The following is a 1,827-nucleotide window of genomic DNA, read 5'->3' on the forward strand; positions in this document are numbered from 1 at the left end:
CAGGACTCACTGGGCGCCTCGGACGTCGTATGCACGCCGGCGTCGTCGTTCAACCTGGCGGCTGCGGCCGCGGCGTACGCCGGACTGGCGATTGCAAGCAACGAGCTGCGCGACCAGGTGCAGGTCTACCGCACCCGCCCTGCTCTCCTGTAGGTCACCGCGGGCGGTCGCGGAGCCGCGGGGATCTCGACCTTGAAGAGGACGATCCGCTGTTCAGGCACGCACGCTCGTCGGATTGCACTCAGCTCGCTCTCCGTGGCCACGAAGAGCGTGAGCTCGCGGAACCTCTCTCGAACCTCACCCTTTATGCGGCTGACAACCGGGCTGACGACGCCCCGCGGCATGTCGTGCACGAACAGGGGCACTCCCATCGCCCACTCGGGCGTCGCGTCACGCACCCCGACGTAGCCCCGCGCTTCGGTGCCCACCAGCGCGACCGCGGGTGGGGTGAGCGCCTGTTGGCGGGCGAGCTTGGCCGCGATCGCGGCCAAGTGACGTTCACGCTCTGCGTTCGCGAGTTCGTCGTGCTCACACCGGCGCTCGATTGCTTCCAGTTGGGTGCGTTCGGTGATGACGTGCGGCCGGGTGGTCCACACGATCCGCGCTGAGTCCAGGGATCTGCTGAGTGCGATGGCCTGGTGCGCTCTGATCGTGCCGCACAGGACACCGCCGACGAACACCCTGAGGTCAACGGCGGGCACGACCGGGCGCCACCAGCCGTGGCCAGGGCAAGGGCCTGGGGTACCGCCATCGTTTTCGCAGCGCCGGCGCGGACACCACGACTCGAGGAATACGCCGGTCCCGTCTACGACCTTCGCATCGGTGGCCGCGGACGGCGCTGGCTCGGCGGGCAGTGCGATCCGGATGGCGGGGACTTCTCCGATCCACGGCCGTTCGTGGTCGGTGACCCAGCACACCGGTACCCCGGAAGCCTCCATTCGGGCGGTGCGCTCACGCAGCTCGGCGCCGGTGATCTGGGCCAGCTGGGCCTCCCAGGCCATCCGCCTGGTGCCGTCGGGACTGGTGGCCAGCACGTCGGCCCGCCAGCCCTCGCCAGCGACCTCGAGTTCGGCGTACCAGCCGGCATCGCGGATGGCTGAGGCCAGCTGCAGTTTGAGCAATCGGTGGGCCATCGTCTCGCCGACCAGCGAGCAGGTGGGCGCTGCGCGGTCGTGGGCGAAGAACCGCAGCCCCTTTGGGGAGAGCTTGGCGTGGAGACCATGCCCGCATTCCCTGCAGGTCAAGGGCGCGCGGGGTCGCGCTCGGTGGATCGCCTCCCAGGGCGCACCTTCACCGAGCGGGTCAACGGTTGCGTCGAGCACGCCCGCGTCGGCGTGCTGCGCCGTCAATGGCACGAGGGAACTCTGCCCGGTGAGCCGAGCAACCAAGAGTGCGCTGAGCAGATGCACCAGCGCAGTTGCGGTGTCCCAGGGAACCGCGAGCTCGACTCCCGACCGAGACCGCTACGGCCGGATGCTGCGCTACGTCGGCCACGCCGGCACCGACGCAGCCCGCGAGCTCCTGGCCTCCGGCGCAGCACGGGTCTACGACACCGACCAGCAGCTCGCCCGCGAGACCGACTACGCCGCGGCCGCACAGGACGCCCACAGCGCCGCGACCGGCCTGTGGGGCAACTGCCTGACCACGAAATGATCGCCCCCACCCCTGGGCCGTACTTAGGAGACCAGGAGGACTGGCGCAGCCGGTGCCGGTCCGTGGGATCCACTGGGAGTGACCATGAGCGACTACGCCGCTCGCGAAGAAGCAGCACTTGAGGAAGAGGCCCGCCAGCGCGCCGAGGAGATCCGGGCCACCGAGGAAGCCGCC

At 70.0% G+C, this 1,827-nt stretch carries 2 protein-coding genes; one reads left to right on the top strand and one right to left on the bottom strand.

What is annotated here, in order from left to right:
- Positions 1-125: 125 nt before the first annotated feature.
- Positions 126-1,409 carry a competence protein CoiA family protein gene (locus CF8_RS22215; RefSeq protein ID WP_051204297.1) on the bottom strand — a complete coding sequence of 428 codons (1,284 nt, stop codon included), beginning with the start codon at positions 1,407-1,409 and terminating at the stop codon, positions 126-128.
- 13 nt (positions 1,410-1,422) lie between these two features.
- Here CF8_RS22215 and CF8_RS22830 point away from each other — a divergent pair, with 13 nt between their 5' ends.
- Complete coding sequence (locus tag CF8_RS22830) at positions 1,423-1,653, top strand: thermonuclease family protein (protein WP_010834984.1); 231 nt, start codon at positions 1,423-1,425, stop codon at positions 1,651-1,653.
- The last annotated feature ends 174 nt before the right edge of the window (positions 1,654-1,827 follow it).

Origin of the sequence: Nocardioides sp. CF8 (assembly GCF_000389985.1) — a bacterium.
Classification (GTDB): Bacteria; Actinomycetota; Actinomycetes; order Propionibacteriales; family Nocardioidaceae; genus Nocardioides; species Nocardioides allogilvus.